Origin of the sequence: Winogradskyella sp. (assembly GCF_013213975.1) — a bacterium.
Taxonomy (GTDB): Bacteria; Bacteroidota; Bacteroidia; order Flavobacteriales; family Flavobacteriaceae; genus Winogradskyella.
In genome coordinates, this window is sequence record NZ_JABSST010000011.1 from 1 (window position 1) to 18,333 (window position 18,333).

Here is an 18,333-nt window from a genome sequence, read left to right on the forward strand (position 1 = left end):
TCATACGATGTGTTTTAAATCTTTATTCCGAAACCAAATTGTATCACATGATTCTTAGCCTCAAGATCGGTTAAATCTTTATCTAATATATTAGTCAAACCTAACGAATACCTTACATCTAGAAACAATTCATCTGTTATCATATATTCAGCACCTAAAACTCCCGAAAAGGCAAAAGTTGAAAAGCCATCGTTATTTTCCCAAGTCTTTAAATTAATCTGCGGTCCTGCACCTAATGACATGCGCTCAGAAACATTAAGCCTTAACATAATTGGAAGTTGAATGTAATCTGCTCTTATGGCTTTTTCCTTACCGCCTTCTGCAGACCATTGCAGTTCAGTTCTTAAAGCTACATCTTCAGATAAACCAAAATCAACAAACCCAGCAAATGCAAATCCGTTTCTGTGCTTATTATCAAACGTGGCATCCGGTTCAAAATCTAAATTTGAAACATTGAGTGAAGCTCTTACACCATATTTAATATCTTGCGCAAGACATACGGTCGTGAAACATACTAGAATTAAAACAAGTAGAATTTTTTTCATAATATTCAATTTGAGATTGGCAATATAAATCTAAAAATTTGAATTTCTAATCATTCAAATAATTTAAATAGACGATTTACACTAGAATGTAATCTTTTTCTTTCATATTAAAGGATGGTACTAGAAACAGTACCATGGTATATACTCTTAATAATTCCATCCGACAACCCAATTTTTGGGACAAAAATATCTTTAGCACCACTCCATTTCATGGCTGAAAGATAAATTCGTGTTGCCGGAATTATAACATCCGCTCTATCTTGGTTTAAATTTAGTTGTGTTATACGTTCTTCGTAAGAATAGGACTGTAAGGTCTTATAGTAATTTGTTAAATAAAAATAGGATAAGGGTTTATTGATATCCTTTCTAGAAATTTTAAAAATTTTATTGATGTTGCCACCTGAACCAATAAGTGCTATTTTATAGTATTGCGATGTGTTTTCTTTAATCCATTGTTCAAGTTCAACCCATGTTCCATTATCTACAATATCATTCAAGAGCCTTACAGTACCTATTTTAAAAGATTTAGATCTTATCGTTTTGCCATTGTGGATAATTGAAAACTCAGTACTTCCTCCACCAACATCTACATAGAGATATGTTTTGTTTGGATCAATGAATGTATGTAAATCGGTTTCCGCTATTATAGCAGCCTCTTCCTCACCACCTATTACATCTATAGTAACATTACAAAGGTCATTGATTTTATTTACCAATGTTTCACTATTTGCAGCTTCACGCATTGCAGAAGTTGCACAGGCTTTATAGCGCACCACCCCATGGGACTTCATTAACAAACTAAAAGCCATCATAGTATCAAGTAATCGTTGCTGATTATAGGCCGATACTTCTCCCTTAACAAATACATCCGCACCCAATCGTATAGGAACTCTTACTAGTGAATTCTTTTTGAAAACAGCTGGTTTGCCTTCTTCCTCAATAATATTAGAGATTAATAGCCTAACAGCATTTGATCCAATATCTATGGCGCCATATTTCTGAATCTTGAGCATTGATTAGGCCTTATGTTTACTTAAATAGTAGTTATAAGTTTCGAACTGTGCTCTTACTTTTGGCTCATCATTACTGCGATAGGTGTTATCCTGAATTTCATTGATTAGCCTTGCTTTAATATTATCGTTCCAACAAATATCAAAGGAGTCTTGTAATTCTTGTTGAATATCTTTATCGTAAATTGGGCAACTCACTTCAACACGATTATCAATGTTTCGTGTCATCCAATCAGCTGAAGAAATATAAAACTTTGGATCATCGTTATTGGAGAAAATGTAGAGCCTCGTGTGCTCTAAGAATTTATCAATTATGCTTATAATCTCTATATTTTCACTCATGCCTTTAATTCCAGGAACCAGACAGCACAAGCCTCTTACAATCATTTGAATCTTCACACCAGCACGACTTGCATCATAAAGTTTGTCAACCATTTTATAACTGCTTATACTATTCATTTTTAGCTTTATATAAGCAGACTTTCCTTGTTTTGCGTTCTCTATCTCAGTATCAATGAGCGCAAAAAGTTTAGTTTTCGTATAATGCGGTGATGTAATAATATGTTTATAGCGATGTACTTTATAATTTACTTCAAAAAAGTTGAATACCTTATTGACATCCTTTAGTATTTTCTGGTTTGCCGTCATCAAGGTGTAGTCGGTATATACCTTAGCTGTTGATTCATTAAAATTTCCAGTACTTACAAATCCATAACGCACCATCTTCTGATCTTCCTCTCTTTCAATAACACACATTTTACAATGTACCTTTAAACCAGAGACACCAAATAACATATTTACACCTGCATCTTGCATTTGCTTAGCATAATCAATATTAGCTGCTTCGTCAAATCGCGCACGTAATTCTATAGACACAGTAACCTTTTTGCCGTTTTTAGCAGCATTAATTAAAGAACTGGCAACATGAGAAATCTGGGCTAATCGATAAATTGTAATTTTAATAGTTCTTACTTTAGGGTCTAAAGCTGCTTCTCTTAAAAATTTAACCACATATGAGAAAGTGTGATAAGGTGTATATACTAAATAGTCTTTATTGGCAATAGTTTTAAATATGCTTTGCTCTAAACTTAAACCATTAACAGGTAGCGGTTTTATTTTATCGTACATTAAATCTGTTCTTCCCAAACTTGGAAAACCCATGTAATCTCTGCGGTTGTGATATCTACCACCAGGAATTATACTATCTTTTTTATCGATATGCATGCGTTCCAGTAAAAAATTTAGAGTGTCCTTATCAATATGCTTATCATGAACAAATCTTACTGGATCTCCACTCTGTCTGTGTTTAACACTTGCCGATAATTTATCTATAAAGCTTTTACTAAAATCACTATCAAAATCTAATTCACCATCTCTAGTGATTTTAATCATATGGGCAGTGATATTGTCATAATCAAAAATGTTGAATATTTCATTGAGACAATAGCGAATAATATCGTCAACCATAATAATATAGCTGCTTTCGCCTTTATTTGGCAAAACCACAAAACGGTCCATGGATTTAGAAATTTCAATTAACGCATATTGAACTGATCCATCCTTGCTAGACATTTTTACAGTTAAATATCCAGCACTATCTTTAAGCTTAGGTAATGCAATATCTTCATTTAAAACCATGACCACCAAAGCAGGACTAATTTCTTGAAAGAAATAAGATCTAATAAAATCATGCTGCTCTTCGTCAATTTCAGTTTCGTTAATGATGTGGATATTCTCCTTTTCTAACTCCTGCTCGATACCATTTAAAATTTCTAAACTATCACTTTGTTGATTAATAACTACTTGAGTAATTTCTTCCAATAATTCACCAGCTTTAATACCACCTAACTCACTTTTCCCGCCTTTTCCAGCATCAAAAATACGCTTTACAGTGGCATATCTCACTTTAAAGAACTCATCTAAGTTATTAGAAAATATCCCTAAAAATCGTAAACGTTCAATGAGTGGAACGTTTTTGTCTGCTGCCTCTTGCAGTACGCGCGCATTAAATTGTAACCAACTTAACTCTCTATTAATGTATATATTTTTATCCTTTGTCATAATTTTAATTCCTTTGGAATAATAACTACCTCTGTTTTACCTTGTTTTAAATCCCACCAATCATCTATCTCCAAATTAATCTTTACCAATCCACTCGTTGGCAGATTGTCCATAAATTTAGAGCCAAAAATATTACTAATTGATGTAAAAGCATGATTATGTCCAAAAATCATAACACTATTTATGTTATTCGAAAGATTTTTAAGAAAATTAATGACATTTTCCCCACCAAAATCGTACAACCTATCACTAATTGAAATCATATCTTCGGACAAACCAAACACTTTTGTAAAGACTTTACAGGTCGTCAGTGCTCTTTTTGCGGGACTAGAAAAAATTCTTTCGGGTAAGTCATGGCTCTTCAAAAATTCAGAAGCTACTAAGTGTGCATCGGTAAAACCCCTTGATTTTAAAGGCCTTTCAAGATCTGAAACATTAAATTCCCAAGATGATTTACCGTGTCTAACAAGTATCAGTGTTTTCATACTTTTCCGATTAAATGTATTTTTTTATCGACAAAATGTTGCATAATTACGTTTTAACGAGTATTTTGCCAACTAAAGCTTTATCTAAGTGTAAACTTAAGGTGTGATTTTTTATAAAACTAATGTAAATGACCACGAATAAAAAATATATTAATCCATACAACATTTCATTTACGTTAATAATACTTCCCTCTATTTTTTTGCGATTAACACAACAATTAGTGGTGCCTAAATTTTGAATGATTAATAACACATCATTTTTTTGTGTTGAGTATCCTACTAGATTTAGTGCATCATTGATATTATAAGTTATTATGTACAGTATGAGAAACAAATACAATTGTATTACTGGCTCCAGCATAACTAAGGCTATACTATTGGCCTTAATTGTTATGTTATCAAATTTTGTATCAGCACAACAGTCTCCTTCTATTCAAACAGGTGTAACATTTGAATGGGCAGATAATCAAGCCAACAATAGTAGTCCTGCAAACATTCAGTCTGTAACTATCGATGGTACCATCTACAATACTTTTGTTGTACCAACAAGTTATGAAATGACTATCGTTGGTAATGACGGGCCAAACAGAAATAATATAAGACTTAATGGTGTTGTTACGGTAAACAATAGTGATTCTGCTAACTGGGTATCAAGTGCCACGTCTGCATTTCAAGATAAAAATTTAAACCATTACTTTGAATCAATTAGTAATGGAGAGAACTTCTGTAATAACTTTGATGAGCTAGAGGATATTGCAGAAGAATGGGAAGATGGAGATGGTCCTCAAAAACAAACTATCTTTTACAGCCCAGCAATACCTTCAAACGAAGGAGGTGTTTTTGCAGTAACTGAACGTGGTGGTAATAATTGTTTTTATATTGAAGTTTGGGGAACGCCAATGGGTGATAGCACCGAACAAAAACTTGGGGAGACATTTGTCCGTAATTCCGGGAATTACCAAGGGTGTGTATTTGGCCCTCCAAGTGCAGGATCAGATTATTGGCAATCTGGTCGGTGTAACGAGAATGGCCAAACTATCGGTATAGCATTATTTTATCTTGATGATGTTGCACCAACAGGTTCTAAAATAACAAGAATTGAATTTGTCGCTGCCACAAATGATCATGGTGATGGTAAATTTTTCATTTTACAAAAATATGCTGTTGATCAGAATAAGGTAAACTGCATCGATCAAACATATAGCGATGATCTTGATGAACAAAACAATGTACCAAGTGGTTCTACCTATTCTTTAGTTTCTGGGCCTACACCAGCTGGTCAGTCATTCACTTTAAACGCTGATGGTTCATATAATTATGTGCCTACTCCTGGTTTTGTCGGTGATGTTGTATTTGATTATGAAGTTTGTTTACCAGCACCAAATACAAGCGTTTGTGATACCGGTACGGTCACCATATCATATATAGATCTACCATCTAACCCAACCTTTAACATTAGTTGTAGTGATACAAACGTATTTGTATTAACAGTTGAAAGTCCACTAGGTACAGATTATGAATATTCTATTGACGGAGGAAACAATTATCAAGATGAACCTGAGTTTTCTAATTTATCACAAGGAACCTATAATTTAATTGTGCGTAACAAATTTTTTGAATGTCCTACGTCGTTTGGAAGCAATCCAATCATTATTGAAGATCTCGAGATAAGTGGATCTGTAACAAACGTACAATGTAGTTCAGAAGCTAATGGTTCGATAGATATAACTGTTTCTGGTGGCGCGACACCATATTCATATTCATGGAGTAATTCAGCAACAACTGAAGATTTAACGAATGTAGTTGCTGGGATTTATGAAGTAACTGTTACAGATGTAAACGGTTGTATCATTTCTGAGGAATTCAGTATAAGTCAACCGCCTCAGGAATTATCAGCAACTGTTACTAATACAACAAATGTTGATTGCTCAGATGATACAAATGGAAGTTTTACAATTAATGCTGAAGGCGGAACAAGCCCTTACCAATATTCTTTAGATAGTGGTTTAACAACTCAATCTACTGGATTATTTGAAAACTTAAGTGATGGTTTCTATGATGTACTTGTTACTGATATTAATAATTGCACCACAAGTGTCATAGCTGAAATAACGCTATTAGATAATGAAAATCCTATAATATCGGTTCCTTCGGAAATTTCAATCGAAGGTTGTTCTGCTTCTGATATTACAAGTTCGAGTGCAGTTTTTGATTTAAATGAATATGGATCAGATGATGTTCAATCCATATTTTCATCAAACCCTAATTACAATGCTTCAGACGATTTAAACATTGACAGTATAACCTATAATGACATCATTACATCATCTGATGATTGTCCAGTTATTGTTATTAGATCATTTACTGTAACAGATTCTTGTGGTAATTCAGCAACAACGCTACAAACAATTACTGTTCAAGACACTACAGCTCCCTTGTTAACAATTCCTGAGGATATTACAGTTGAATGCGATCAAGATATCCCACCAATTAATGATATTATTCAAAGCGAGAGCATTATAAATAGTAATAATTATTTCATTGCAAATTCAGAATATGAAGTATCTGCTTGGTTTAAACCTGCTAATACCAATAACTATGAACCTCGAAATATAACTATTCCAAACAATTTAGGTTTTGGTGTAGACGGAAATGTCTCTGGTGCATCAGGTGAATTAGGCGCAAACGAAACCGGAACAGAGGTGATTAGAATAGATTTTAATGACCCACAATTATATATTGATGTTACATTTGGATGGAAAAATCCAAATGAAGACGCATTAATAACATTTTATTTAAATAATCAACAGATAGGTACGTCAAAAAGACATTATGGTGGAAATGATAGTGTAAATAATCCTATTTTATTCACGACAGATGATAACAGTGCCTTTGATCGTATTGAATTTACTGCACCTTTTACCTCTGAAGATTCAGGTCATGATTATTTAATTCATACAATTACTTTTAAAAAGGTCGCCCCAGAATTTATTTCTGCAACTGGTATTGATACCTGTGGTACAGTAACCATTACAGGATCCGATGTCGAGACTGCTGCTTGTGGAAATACTAAAACTATTGTGCGTACTTGGACAGCTACCGATGTATGTGGTAATTCAGTGTCTGCTGATCAAACCATTACAGTGGTCGATACCACTCCACCTACAATCGCTGTGCCTGCAGACATTACGATTGAATGTTCGGAAGATGAGTCCTCTGCCAATACTGGTGTCGCTACTGGTGCGGATACCTGTGGGACAGTAACCATTACAGAATCCGATGTCGAGACTGCTGCTTGTGGAAATACTAAAACTATTGTGCGTACTTGGACAGTAACTAATGAGTGTGGTAATTCAGTGTCTGCTGATCAAACCATTACAGTGGTCGATACCACTCCACCTACTTTTAACGAGTCACTTCCTGCAGATATTGATGCAGAATGTGATGCAGTTCCTGAAGCAGAAGCCTTAACAGTTTCAGATAATTGTGGTGATGCAACAATAACCTTTGAAGAAGAAATTACAAATGGAGCTTGTATAGGAGACTATATTATAGAACGAACTTGGACCGCAACGGATAGTTGTGGTAATGAAGCAGTTCATACCCAGATCATAACTGTTCAAGACACAACTGCACCTGCACTTGTAACACCATTGGAGGAAAATATAACTGTGGCTTGTGATGACATTCCAGATGTGCCAAATTTAGTATTTCAGGATGAATGCTCTAACAACATTGCTGTTGACTTTGAAGAAGTATCAACACAACAAAATAATTTTGAAGATTATCAATTAATAAGAACCTGGACTGTTACTGATGATTGTGGTAATATTGCTGAATTTGTTCAAAATATTTCTGTTGAAATAAGCAATCTGATTAATGTCTTTACTTCTAATCGCTGTGTACTGGATACTGAATTTGATTTATTTAACTTACTATCTGGTGATTTTGATATGAATGGTATTTGGAGTGTTGTATCAGGTAATGCAACCTTAAATGGTAGTTTATTTGACCCATCTTCTGTAGATGTTGGCATATACACTTTTATGTATTCAATTACGGATGGATTATGTCCTACTGGTTTTGAAGTAAATATTACAATAGACGATGATTGCGAAGTTTTACCTTGTGGATCTGAAGATGTTGTAATCTCTAAAACAGTTACAGCTAATGGTGATAATTACAACGAATTCTTTACTATTACAGGAGTTGAAGATTGTGGATTTATTGTAGAACTTCAGATTTTCAACCGATGGGGAGCTGAAATCTATAAGAATAATAATTATCAAAATGATTGGAATGGTGATGCTCATGGATCTTCAGTAGGTGCTTCTGGAAAAGTCCCAACCGGAACTTACTATTATGTAATTAATTTAAGAAATAGTGGATTGAAACCATTTGCTGGTCCAATTTACGTAGCAACTGATAAATAAACTTAACCGATGAAGTTATCAAACAAATTAAGTATTGCTCTTTTTGTATTGAGTGTTTCAACTGCATTAGCACAGCAGTTGCCTCAGTTTACACAATACATGTTTAACACCATCTCAATTAATCCGGCATACGCTGGAAGTAGAGAAACATTCAGCGTCGTAGGCTTACATAGAAGCCAATGGGTTGGATTAGAAGGTGGACCAGAAACACAAACCTTATCAATTCATTCACCTTTAAGAAATGATAAAGTTGGTTTAGGATTCTCATTTATTAATGACAAACTTGGATATGAAAATTTCTCTTATTTATATGCTGACTTTTCCTATACCATTCAGACAGGTGTTAATTCTGAATTAGCTTTTGGAATAAAGGGAGGTTTTACCCACTATAATCTGGATGAAGAATTATTAAATGACCCCTCTGTAGTCAATGATCCATTTTTTAATGATGTATCAAATCGATGGAGTCCAAATGTTGGTGCCGGATTATACTGGCATTCACAAAGATGGTATGTTGGATTATCTGCTCCAAGAATACTTAATACTGATTATAACAACGGCGGACAAGGGACTTTAGATTATGTAGCTTTAGAACGTATTAGTTACTACATCACTGGTGGTTATGTTTTTGATCTTAGTGAAACAATCAAATTAAAACCATCAGTTCTATTAAAAGCAACTAACGGTGCTCCATTGTCTTTTGATATTTCTGCTAATTTCTTGTTTAATGAAACATTCTGGATTGGCGGAGGATACAGAATAAATCAGAATGCAGCTGCCATTGGAGGTATTGCAGACTTTCAAATTTCTAAACAGCTAAGAATAGGTTATGCTTATGAATACCCAATTTCTGATTTGAGACCTTACACAAGTGGAACTCATGAAGTTTTACTTATGTTTGAAGTATTTAAAAGTAAACGTATTAAATCCCCAAGATACTTCTAAATGAAACGCATTATGAAATTTAAAATATTACCTCTTATCCTAATTTTTTGCGCTTCTTTGTCATATGCTCAAACGAAGTTGGCAGATAAGTTCTTTAATAATTACGCATATATAAAAGCTATAGAACTCTATGAAAATGCTGTAGAAAATGGAGACGATAGTGCCCATGTCTTAACAAGACTTGGTGATGCTTATTATAATAATTCCAACTCAAAAAAAGCCGCCTATTGGTATGGAGAAGCTTTAAAGTTGCATAAAAACATTGATGCCGAATATCTATATAAATACATTCAATCTTTAAGAAGTATTGGAAACTATGAAGAAGCAGACAAGTGGTTTAAAGAGTTAAGTGCTGCCCAAAAAGGCGACAGCAGATTAAAAGGATATAATCCTGATGAAGTTGATTTATTTGATAAATTAACTTCTAAGAACGACGTTATTGTGACTGTAGAGAATTTAGAACTAAATTCTTCAAATTCGGATTTTGGATCATTTATTTTTAATAACACTCTTTACTTCGCATCTTCAAGAAATGATGATGGCAAAGTGTATAGTTGGAACAAGGAACCATTTCTAGATCTTTATCAAGTAGAAATGATGGATGATGATGGGGTTATTTCATATGGCTCTACAGCGGAACTTCCCTCTGAATCCATTAATACAGAATATCATGAAGCTTCAATCGCTATTACCAATGACGGCAAGACTCTTTATTTTACAAGAGATAATGTCAACAAGCGAAATAGACTTAGATATGACAAAAAAGGTACAACTCATCTTAAGTTATATAAAGCTGCGTTAGTAAACAATCAATGGGAAAATATTGTTGAATTACCATTTAATGACGACCTGTACTCTTCTGGTCACCCAGCATTGAGTCCTGATAACAAAACTTTATTTTTTGTTTCAGATCGAGAAGGTGGTATTGGTCAGTCAGATATTTATTCTGTTACAATTTATGATGATGGCACTTATGGTGAGCCTGAAAATCTTGGTGAAAAAATTAATACGGAAGGAAGGGAAATGTTTCCTTTTATTGCCAAGGATAGCACCTTATACTTTTCTTCAGATGGTCACTTAAATCTAGGCTTGTTGGATATTTTTAAATCTGATTTACTTAAAGGTGTTAGATCAGAGCCTGAAAATATCGGATCACCTTACAACAGTGGTTATGACGACTTTGCATTTTTTATTAATACTGATACAAAGAAAGGTTATTTCTCATCTAACCGTCCTGACGGAAAGGGAAGTGATGATATATATAGTTTCAATGCAGAACAATGTAAAGAACAAATTAAGGGGATTGCCAGGGATTCTAAAACCAATATTGTTCTATCTGGAGTTACCATTAAATTGATTGATGAAACTGGTAAAATAATTGAAGAGCTTTTCACTGAAGATGGAGGAGCTTATGAGTTTATAGTAGATTGTAATAAAGTTTACACTATAGTTGGAAGTAAACCTGATTATAAAGAGAACCAAAGAAATATCACCACATCATCAGACAACCAAAAAGTAAATAAGTTTGATCTGAATTTAGAACCACTCATTATAGACAATCAAATTGTAATTAATCCAATTTTCTTTGATTTTGACAAATGGAATATAAGAACAGATGCGCAATATGAACTTGAAAATATTGTTGATGTCATGCGCAAACATCCAGAGATGGTAATAAAAATTGAATCTCACACCGACAGTCGCGGAAACGATAGATATAATATGAAATTGTCCGATAGACGTGCTAAATCTACAAGGGATTATATAATATCACGCGGTATAGATCCTAAGCGAATTGAAAGTGCAATCGGTTATGGAGAGTCTCAATTACTTAATGAGTGTAGCAATCGGGTGAAATGTAGTGAAAAAGAGCATCAATTAAATAGACGTTCTTACTTCTATATTGTTAATGAATGATTCTATCCTTAAAATTATATTTAAGTGCAAGCCAAATTGGCTTACTTCTTCTTTTAGAAAAAAATTTATATAGAATTTTAAATATACGATACAACAATTTTAAAACCATCCGTAAAATCTTATGTAAAAACAAGGTTAAAGCCATACTTTATATTAATGCAAATTGATTCTAGAATGTTAAACTCAACAAATTAGCATTAGTTAAAGTACCATGATGACATAAAGACTATTTTAGGCGGTAAATCAATCTCTTTTAGTTGAAAAATAGGCTAGAAACAGCGTTTATGAGTGATAATCAATATGCATAATTAAAATTTTGATAAAAAAAAGCCACTTGAGTAGTGGCTTCTTCTTAATACTAATTAACTTTTAATGGGATTTAACGTTTAATGAAAATATTAGTGAAATACCATTTCCCTTGATTATTCTTCTCAGCAGAAATATCAAAATCTGTAAAATTTCCTTCAATATTTTCTCTATGGCTAGGACTGTTTAACCAAGCATTTACTACAGAATCAGCCGAATTAAAACCATAAGCAACATTTTCTGAAACTATATTGGCATTAGCATTAAGCTGTAAACTTTGTTTTCTCTGGAAGAAATTATCATGAGAGACGTTATTTTCTTCTATCATATAATCTGTGTGCGTAAATGCAACAGCCTTAACTGTATTGTGGTCATTTAGCGGTGATAAGCCTTGTGATATTCTATGCGTATTAATAAGTTCCATTATTTCAATTTCAATTTGTTTTGCTTGCGGGGCAACTGGAACTTCGATAGCGTCTACTGCATCTTCCGCAACACTATCTGTGCTGCAAGATGTTAGGCCCAAAAAGGCAATAATAGCTATAGACGCTAAGAGCTTTGAAGCTTTCATAAGTAGGTTAAATTTAGGTTTGGGATTACTAATTTAACAGGCTCCACGCGCTTAATAGTTAAATAAATGTTAAAATAGATAAAAAACATGCATTTCATCGAATTTAAATGTAAAACATCGATGAAATGCACAATTCAAGAGTGATTTATCGCCTATTATCGTATTTAATAGTATTTAATCGATAAAAATTCCAAACAGATTTATGGTGACAGGCGTTCAATTTTCCAATTGAAATCATCTTGTAATTGATATCGGATTCTATCATGTAAACGATTAGGTCTTCCCTGCCAAAATTCGAATTCCACAGGTTTTACTATAAATCCACCCCAATGACTTGGTCTTTTAATTTCTCTTTCGTGGTAATGCTCTTCTAAGTTTCTCAATTTTAATTCGAGCGTATTTCGATCTGGAATTACTTCACTTTGATCAGAAACAATGGCACCTAACTGACTTCCTCTAGGTCTTGACTCAAAATATCCATCACTAAGATTATCTGCAATCTTTTCTGCTTTACCTTTTATAATAACTTGTCGCTCAGCAGAGTGCCAGAAAAAGGAAAGACACACACTAGGGTTAGACCCTATCGCTTTACCTTTTTCACTGTTGTAATTTGTATAAAATATAAAGCCTTCATGTGTATACTTTTTTAATAACACTACTCTACTCTTAGGATAACCATCCAAGCCAATTGTAGAAATTGTCATAGCATTAGTTTCTTCTATATTAAAATGTGTATCTACCTCAATAAACCAATCTCTAAATAATTCTAAAGGATTATCAGGAACCTTGTTTAACAACAACTCTCCTTTCTCATAAGATTTTCTGTAATTGCTTAAGTCTTTTTCCATAGTTTGACGAAGTTAGTTCAATATTTTAATTCTATCAAAAAAAGTGTAGCTTTGGAATTCTAAATTCCCTATAACCCTAAATATGTATTTTGAAGCCTCTCCTTTCTCTAATTCTTTAACCTATGACAAAGTGGTTTTAGATTTTGGATCTTATTATTTATGTGATGATTTTTTTATCATGGAAGTTAATGAAGGTGAACATTTTAATTGGGATAAACTCAATAAACTTCTAGATTCTCTAAGATCATATTATGGAACTAGCAAGCCCTTGGCCTATATTGCGAATCGGGTCAATGCATACTCTATTGATCCTGTTCTCTGGTCTTACTTTGACAAGGATGATAGCATTTTAATTGCTGCTGCTATTGTTAGTTACCGCGACTCCACTTACTTGAGTGCAAATATTGAAAAACAAATGGCATCAATTCCTTTGAAACGTGCACATAGCTTAGGCGAAGCTATCAATTGGGTACAACAATTACATGAGCTTTCTTAAAACTGAAACTTCTTCCCATCTTCGGCTAATAGTACACTGTTAAATTCTTCTTTAGCTTGATTTTTAAAGTCGTCATAATTATTATAGCGCGTTGAGAAATGGCCTAAAATAAGACACTGAACATCTGCTTTTCTTGCAATGATCGCGGCTTGCCTAGCTGTACTATGCTTTGTTTTCTTGCATAAATTCTCGTTTTTATCTAAAAATGTTGACTCATGATAAAGCACTGTTACTTTCTCTATTAATTGAATTATACTTTCTGTATATTCTGTATCGCTGCAATAAGCATAACTCTTAGGTAGTTGAGGGTCTTTTGTTACACTTTGATTTTTAATTAAAACACCGTCTTCATTAAAAACATCTGCACCCTGCTTTAATTTTCTAAAATATGCCATATCAATATTAGCTTCTTCCACAGCTTTAATATCCAATTTGCGTTCATTAGATTTTTCTTTAAACAAAAATCCGTTGGTGTAAATCCGATGCTTTAATGGAATAGTATAAACAGATACACTATCGTCTTCAAAAATTAATTCTGAAGCTTTCGAATTCAATTCATGAAAAATCAAGTTATAACTCGTCCAAGATTCAGATAGCTTTAGTTGTAATAAAATAATATCCTTAAGACCTTTCGGACCATATATGTGAAGTTCAGTTTCCCGAGTAAGAAGTTGGAATGTACTTATTAAACCTATTAAACCAAAATAATGATCACCATGCAAGTGAGAAATAAAAATATGTTTAATTCTAGAAAACTTAATTCTATTTCTACGAAGCTCTACTTGTGTACCCTCTCCACAATCAATGAGGAACATGTGATTTTTTATCTCTAATACTTGAGATGTTGGATTGGTATTTATTCTTGGTGTAGCACTGTGGCACCCTAAAATGGTTAGTTTCATCTATTAAAAGCCTAAATCGCGTTCAATATCCTCCATTTCAATAATATCATAGGCTTCTTGTAAAGTAGGTACAACAACTAACTCATCTGGCATTTGGTCCAAATCAACCTGGGCAGATACAATAACAAACGATTTTTTATCTGATCTATGATTATTACTCAATCTTAAAAACTCAATAATATCTTCTAATTGAATCTTTTCAAGACTAGATAATCTAACAATAAGGTGGTTACTTTTATATTTATCATAGGCTTGCTCAATATTGTTTACCAAAGTTTTAACAGAAGCTTTTTCTTGAGCAATAATAGTAACGTTACCATCTCTATCAATAATCATAGGCTATTGTTGTTTTATTTTTGAAGCCAATAAGTAAATTGCAGCCATTCTTACGGCTACTCCATTCTCAACTTGGTCCAATATTATCGCCTGTTTAGAATCTGCAACATCACTCGTAATCTCAACACCACGATTTATGGGACCAGGATGCATAATTACAATTTCTTTATTTAAACTATCTAACAATTCTTTATTTACACCAAACTGTTTTATGTATTCTCTGGTCGTAGGGAAATAACTAATGTCCATACGTTCATTTTGAACTCTAAGCATATTAGCCACATCACACCACTCCAGCGCTTTCCGTAGATTGGTTTCTACTCTTACACCTAGGAACTTTATATACTTTGGCAATAAGGTTTTTGGTCCACAAACCATAACATTGGCTCCTTGTAACTTCAACGCATAAATATTAGATAGTGCTACCCTACTGTGCAAAATATCACCCACTATTACCACATTCTTACCCTTAACTGAGCCTAGCTTCTCTCTTATAGAGTAGGAGTCTAATAAGGCTTGTGTTGGATGTTCATGAGCGCCATCACCTGCATTTATAATACTTGCGTTTACATGTTTTGATAAAAATACTCCTGCGCCAGGATTTGGATGGCGCATCACCACCATATCGACCTTCATTGATAGAATATTATTAACAGTATCTATCAATGTTTCTCCTTTCTTAACTGAGGACTGTGAAGCTGAGAAGTTAATAACATCAGCTGATAATCTTTTCTCCGCGAGTTCAAATGACAACTTAGTACGTGTTGAATTCTCAAAAAATAAGTTGGCAATTGTTATATCTCTAAGTGAAGGAACCTTTTTAATTGGCCGGTTAATGACCTCTTTAAACTGATCGGCTGTCTCAAAAATCAGTTCTATATCTTCTTTATTAAGATATTTTATTCCAAGTAAGTGATTTACACTTAATTCACTCATATCTTTATAATACTATTTATCAATTAAATAAACTGTGTCTTCTCCTTCATTTTCAACCCAATTAACCACCACTTTCTGATTGTCTATGGCATCGACTTGTCTACCTTTATAATTGGGCTGGATTGGTAAATGACGACTAAATCGTCTATCAATTAGTGTCAAAAGCTCGATATTATTGGGACGCCCAAACGATTGAATCGCTGTTAATGCTGATCTTATACTGCGTCCTGTATAGAGCACATCATCAATAAACACAACATTCTTATTCTCTACCAAGAAATTAATTTCTGTATTATTAGCTTCTAGAGGCTTATCGCCTCTTCTAAAATCATCTCTAAAGAAGGTGATATCTAAATGCCCTAATTGCACATTTTTTATTTCATAATCATTTGAAAGCATTTCTGCCAATCGAGCGGCTAAATACTTTCCTCTTGGTTGAATTCCAATTAAAACCGTATCGGAAAAATCATCGTGATTTTCAATAAGTTGGCAAGCCAATCGATGAAGTGTGATATTGACTTCTTTAGAATTGAGTAAAACTTTTTGACTCATTTAATATCCGAGCATTATAGCTTGGCAAAGTTAAGTTAATTTATTTGAGTTTCAAATTATATAAGATTCAATAAAAAAGCCTCCCATAATTGAGAGGCTTTAAAATATTAATAAACTTTCAGAGACATTATTTTTTCCCGTCCATTTTATCTTTAAGTGCTTGTAAAGCATCATTAGCATCACCTAAAGTTGGTTTAGCTTCAGCCGCCTGAGCTTCTGCCTTTTTCACAGCTTGCTTAACGATTTTAGCTTCTTCCTCTCTAAATACTGCAGTATGTGAAGCAACAACACGCTTGAATTCTTTGTTAAATTCAATGATCTTAAATTCTGCTTCTTCACCTTTCTTAAGCTTAGTACCATCTTCTTTTTCTAAGTGACGTTGAGGAATGAATGCCACGATATCATCATTAAATGCAATCGTTGCTCCTTTATCAACAACCTCAGTAATGGCCGCTGTATGAGAAGTACCAAGAGCAAACTCTTTTTCGTACTTGTCCCAAGGGTTTTCGGTAGTTTGTTTATGACCTAAAGATAATTTACGTCCTTCTACGTCAAGCTCTAATACAACTACATCTAATGTATCACCTACATTACAGAACTCAGATGGATGTTTGATTTTCTTAGTCCAAGATAAATCAGAGATATAAATTAATCCATCTATTCCTTCTTCTAATTCAACAAATACACCAAAATTTGTAAAGTTACGAACAACACCTGAATGTTTAGAACCAACAGGATACTTAGAAGTAATATCGGTCCATGGATCTGGTGTTAATTGCTTGATACCAAGAGACATCTTACGATCCTCTCTATCCAATGTTAAGATCTGAGCTTCTATTTCATCACCCACAGATACGAAATCTTGAGCTGAACGTAAATGTGTTGACCAAGACATTTCAGAAACGTGTACTAATCCTTCTACACCTTCTTCAACTTCTACGAAAGCACCATAATCTGCGATTACAACGACTTTACCTTTTACTTTATCACCTACTTTTACGTCTTCACCTAAGGCTTCCCAAGGGTGCTTAGATAATTGCTTAAGACCTAATTGAATTCTCGACTTGTTCTCATCAAAATCAAGAATAACAACATTTAATTTCTGATCTAACTCGACAATCTCATTTGGATGATTGATACGTGACCATGATAAATCCGTAATATGAACTAAACCATCTACACCACCTAGATCAATAAACACACCGTAAGAAGTAATGTTTTTAACAACACCCTCTAATACTTGTCCTTTTTCTAACTGACCAATGATTTCTTTCTTTTGTTCCTCGATATCAGCCTCAATAAGTGCCTTATGGGAAACAACTATATTTTTAAATTCATGATTGATTTTTACAACCTTGAACTCCATAGTTTTATTTACGTATTGATCGTAATCTCTAATTGGTTTAACGTCAATTTGAGAACCAGGTAAGAACGCTTCAATACCAAATACATCAACGATCATTCCACCTTTAGTTCTGCACTTAACAAATCCATTAACGATTTCGCCAGTATCATGTGCGTTATTTACACGATCCCAAGCTTTGATTACTCTAGCTTTTCTGTGAGATAATACTAATTGACCTGTAGCATCTTCACGTACATCAATTAATACTTCGACTTTGTCACCAACTTTTAAATCTGGATTGTAACGAAATTCGTTAAGCGAAATAACACCTTCAGATTTAGCGTTGATATCAATGATAGCATCTCTATCAGTGATATGGATCACTTCACCTTCAACAACTTCATCGTCTAAGGTATCAACGAAATTCTCTGAAACTAGTTTTTCAAATTCTGCTAATTTCTTGTCCGCAACTTGCTCAATTCCTTCTTCGTAATTGTGCCAATCGAACTCTTTTAAAAATTTTTCTGGATTTACTTGAGCTTCCGAAACTATTGGAGCTTCAACTGTAGTAGCTTCAGTTGCTTCAACTTCAGCTTTCTTTGTTTTCTTGTCAGCCATATGCTGAGTAAATTTGTATTCTGCAGT

General features: G+C 33.6%; 15 protein-coding genes. 4 read left to right on the top strand and 11 right to left on the bottom strand.

Annotated features, from left to right (window positions below):
- Positions 1–14: 14 nt before the first annotated feature.
- The 4 genes from HRU49_RS02440 to HRU49_RS02455 form a co-directional block, all read right to left on the bottom strand.
- Positions 15–545 (bottom strand): porin family protein, encoded by a 531-nt coding sequence (locus HRU49_RS02440; protein ID WP_296353802.1) that lies wholly within the window; start codon positions 543–545, stop codon positions 15–17.
- Positions 546–652: 107 nt separating this feature from the next.
- The gene (locus tag HRU49_RS02445) at positions 653–1,558 is read right to left on the bottom strand and encodes an exopolyphosphatase (RefSeq protein ID WP_296353804.1); all 906 of its coding nucleotides are present in this window, start codon (positions 1,556–1,558) and stop codon (positions 653–655) included.
- A gap of 3 nt (positions 1,559–1,561) precedes the next feature.
- A complete protein-coding gene (ppk1, locus tag HRU49_RS02450) occupies positions 1,562–3,616 on the bottom strand; it encodes a polyphosphate kinase 1 (protein ID WP_296353808.1) in 2,055 nt (684 codons plus the stop codon).
- Positions 3,613–4,101, bottom strand: a complete 489-nt coding sequence (locus HRU49_RS02455) for a histidine phosphatase family protein (protein WP_296353810.1) — start codon at positions 4,099–4,101, stop codon at positions 3,613–3,615. Before HRU49_RS02455 ends, ppk1 begins: the two co-directional genes overlap by 4 nt.
- 323 nt (positions 4,102–4,424) lie before the next feature.
- Between HRU49_RS02455 and HRU49_RS02460 the strand changes: the two genes are divergently transcribed.
- Genes HRU49_RS02460 through HRU49_RS02470 form a run of 3 tightly spaced genes read left to right on the top strand, consistent with a single transcriptional unit; the run spans position 4,425 to position 11,396 of the window.
- Positions 4,425–8,534 carry a gliding motility-associated C-terminal domain-containing protein gene (locus HRU49_RS02460; protein WP_296353812.1) on the top strand — a complete coding sequence of 1,370 codons (4,110 nt, stop codon included), beginning with the start codon at positions 4,425–4,427 and terminating at the stop codon, positions 8,532–8,534.
- A 9-nt stretch (positions 8,535–8,543) separates the two neighbouring features.
- Positions 8,544–9,479, top strand: coding sequence for a type IX secretion system membrane protein PorP/SprF (locus tag HRU49_RS02465; protein ID WP_296353814.1), 936 nt, complete (start codon positions 8,544–8,546; stop codon positions 9,477–9,479).
- A 12-nt stretch (positions 9,480–9,491) separates the two neighbouring features.
- Entirely contained in the window at positions 9,492–11,396 is a 1,905-nt protein-coding gene (locus HRU49_RS02470) for an OmpA family protein (RefSeq protein ID WP_296353817.1), read from the top strand.
- A gap of 379 nt (positions 11,397–11,775) precedes the next feature.
- Here the strand turns inward: HRU49_RS02470 and HRU49_RS02475 are convergent, their stop codons facing one another.
- Positions 11,776–12,273: a CAP domain-containing protein gene (locus tag HRU49_RS02475; RefSeq protein WP_296353818.1), complete on the bottom strand. Its 498-nt coding sequence runs from the start codon at positions 12,271–12,273 to the stop codon at positions 11,776–11,778.
- Between the two features lie 200 nt (positions 12,274–12,473).
- Entirely contained in the window at positions 12,474–13,121 is a 648-nt protein-coding gene (gene pdxH / locus HRU49_RS02480) for a pyridoxamine 5'-phosphate oxidase (RefSeq protein ID WP_296353820.1), read from the bottom strand.
- 82 nt (positions 13,122–13,203) lie between these two features.
- On the opposite strand from pdxH, the gene HRU49_RS02485 reads away from it, so the two are divergent.
- Positions 13,204–13,617 (top strand): hypothetical protein, encoded by a 414-nt coding sequence (locus HRU49_RS02485; protein WP_296353822.1) that lies wholly within the window; start codon positions 13,204–13,206, stop codon positions 13,615–13,617.
- Here HRU49_RS02485 and HRU49_RS02490 read toward each other — a convergent pair.
- The 5 genes from HRU49_RS02490 to rpsA form a co-directional block, all read right to left on the bottom strand.
- Positions 13,614–14,519 (bottom strand): ribonuclease Z, encoded by a 906-nt coding sequence (locus HRU49_RS02490; RefSeq protein ID WP_296353824.1) that lies wholly within the window; start codon positions 14,517–14,519, stop codon positions 13,614–13,616. The genes HRU49_RS02485 and HRU49_RS02490 overlap by 4 nt on opposite strands.
- Before the next feature lie 3 nt (positions 14,520–14,522).
- Positions 14,523–14,855, bottom strand: coding sequence for a ribonuclease Z (locus HRU49_RS02495; protein ID WP_296353826.1), 333 nt, complete (start codon positions 14,853–14,855; stop codon positions 14,523–14,525).
- 3 nt (positions 14,856–14,858) lie between these two features.
- On the bottom strand, positions 14,859–15,791 hold the full coding sequence (locus HRU49_RS02500) for an aspartate carbamoyltransferase catalytic subunit (protein WP_296353828.1): 933 nt from the start codon (positions 15,789–15,791) through the stop codon (positions 14,859–14,861).
- Between the two features lie 12 nt (positions 15,792–15,803).
- Positions 15,804–16,343 carry a bifunctional pyr operon transcriptional regulator/uracil phosphoribosyltransferase PyrR gene (gene pyrR / locus HRU49_RS02505; RefSeq protein WP_296353830.1) on the bottom strand — a complete coding sequence of 180 codons (540 nt, stop codon included), beginning with the start codon at positions 16,341–16,343 and terminating at the stop codon, positions 15,804–15,806.
- A 127-nt stretch (positions 16,344–16,470) separates the two neighbouring features.
- A complete protein-coding gene (gene rpsA, locus HRU49_RS02510) occupies positions 16,471–18,306 on the bottom strand; it encodes a 30S ribosomal protein S1 (protein WP_296353833.1) in 1,836 nt (611 codons plus the stop codon).
- Positions 18,307–18,333: the final 27 nt, after the last annotated feature.

Bases quoted from the DNA above. Each gene is read 5' to 3' on its own strand.
- HRU49_RS02440 (WP_296353802.1), bottom strand. From the start codon at position 545: ATGAAAAAAATTCTACTTGTTTTAATTCTAGTATGTTTCACGACCGTA.
- HRU49_RS02445 (WP_296353804.1), bottom strand. From the start codon at position 1,558: ATGCTCAAGATTCAGAAATATGGCGCCATAGATATTGGATCAAATGCT.
- ppk1 (WP_296353808.1), bottom strand. From the start codon at position 3,616: ATGACAAAGGATAAAAATATATACATTAATAGAGAGTTAAGTTGGTTA.
- HRU49_RS02455 (WP_296353810.1), bottom strand. From the start codon at position 4,101: ATGAAAACACTGATACTTGTTAGACACGGTAAATCATCTTGGGAATTT.
- HRU49_RS02460 (WP_296353812.1), top strand. From the start codon at position 4,425: ATGAGAAACAAATACAATTGTATTACTGGCTCCAGCATAACTAAGGCT.
- HRU49_RS02465 (WP_296353814.1), top strand. From the start codon at position 8,544: ATGAAGTTATCAAACAAATTAAGTATTGCTCTTTTTGTATTGAGTGTT.
- HRU49_RS02470 (WP_296353817.1), top strand. From the start codon at position 9,492: ATGAAATTTAAAATATTACCTCTTATCCTAATTTTTTGCGCTTCTTTG.
- HRU49_RS02475 (WP_296353818.1), bottom strand. From the start codon at position 12,273: ATGAAAGCTTCAAAGCTCTTAGCGTCTATAGCTATTATTGCCTTTTTG.
- pdxH (WP_296353820.1), bottom strand. From the start codon at position 13,121: ATGGAAAAAGACTTAAGCAATTACAGAAAATCTTATGAGAAAGGAGAG.
- HRU49_RS02485 (WP_296353822.1), top strand. From the start codon at position 13,204: ATGTATTTTGAAGCCTCTCCTTTCTCTAATTCTTTAACCTATGACAAA.
- HRU49_RS02490 (WP_296353824.1), bottom strand. From the start codon at position 14,519: ATGAAACTAACCATTTTAGGGTGCCACAGTGCTACACCAAGAATAAAT.
- HRU49_RS02495 (WP_296353826.1), bottom strand. From the start codon at position 14,855: ATGATTATTGATAGAGATGGTAACGTTACTATTATTGCTCAAGAAAAA.
- HRU49_RS02500 (WP_296353828.1), bottom strand. From the start codon at position 15,791: ATGAGTGAATTAAGTGTAAATCACTTACTTGGAATAAAATATCTTAAT.
- pyrR (WP_296353830.1), bottom strand. From the start codon at position 16,343: ATGAGTCAAAAAGTTTTACTCAATTCTAAAGAAGTCAATATCACACTT.
- rpsA (WP_296353833.1), bottom strand. From the start codon at position 18,306: ATGGCTGACAAGAAAACAAAGAAAGCTGAAGTTGAAGCAACTGAAGCT.